At 42.5% G+C, this 1,129-nt stretch carries 1 pseudogene; it reads left to right on the top strand.

The window, feature by feature from the left end:
• Window positions 1-802: 802 nt before the first annotated feature.
• Window positions 803-1,129: pseudogene (locus M595_RS27760) on the top strand (hypothetical protein); the annotation flags it as partial.

Here is a 1,129-nt window from a genome sequence, read left to right on the forward strand (position 1 = left end):
AGCAGGCTCCGTCGTTTTACGGCGGAGTAATCTGTGACTTGAAAAACCTTTGATTGCAGAGGTTTCCGGCATTTCCCCCCCGGTCATCGGTTGATTTTGATTCTCGCTTGTGTTGATATGATCCATTTCGCAAATGTCGATTAAACTAACTTTGGAATCGCTTGCTGCGCCAAAAATGGCTACAGATGAAAGTTTTACAGATGGGTTGAGGAACTATTTCAGTCAAACCCGACACCTCAACGCCTTGATAGACTTATTGCTCCGTAACCAGTTGATCCGTTTTTTCCGACGACGATACCTGCGCTAAACTTGCGATCGCAGTCTCGACACCGGAAGATTGATAGAAATTGTAAGTAATTTAGGATAAAGAAAAACTGGCAAAATTTCCAACAGCGCAGTCACTAAAAAGATATCTATTTAAGTGTCAATTGCAGTTGGTATAGACTCAGAGTTGAGCTGGAAATTGCGGGTTTAATTTCTTTCACCTTAGAATATTCCTCTTTGAAAGGCGATATTGCCACGGGAGTAGCTCATCGGTACAGAAAAAAAAGACGTAATCCAAGATTATCTAAACCGATCAACCTTGATGAATTATGTAACCTAGAACACGCGCTCGACAAGCCGCATCAATGCTTTAAGCCATCATGATTGTGTAGTCACTAGGATACCAAAAAGCATAATGTAGAGTGAGCATCGACTCTAACCTCTGAGTTGGTGTCTGTTATGACTTTAGAGGTCTGTGGTGTTTGAAGGTCAGACTTCTCAAAAATTTAACCTTTAAGCCAAACTGAACTTTATTCCTATGTTCCCATCCTTCGGCCGTTTGACTCAGTACATTGCTATCTGTACTGCTCTATCTGTGCTATTTAGCGTTGAGAATTCTTCTTCACGAGCTTCTCAATCGCCGCTCAAAATTATTCGACAGGGTTCCTTGATTGAACTGAACAACCAAGAAGCTGATTTGGCTTGGGTTCAATGGCAAAGCACAGAAGCTGAACCGCTACGAGTTGGAATTCGGGATCTGGGATTAATGAGGCTTTTAGGCTTAGACCTACTGGACACAGATGATAGCACTCAACAACCTGTCGAGTGGTTTTCTTCAACAAACTCCTCCCCTAGATCGGAAGAG

The sequence above is a fragment of the Lyngbya aestuarii BL J genome (genome assembly GCF_000478195.2).
Classification (GTDB): domain Bacteria; phylum Cyanobacteriota; class Cyanobacteriia; order Cyanobacteriales; family Microcoleaceae; genus Capilliphycus; species Capilliphycus aestuarii.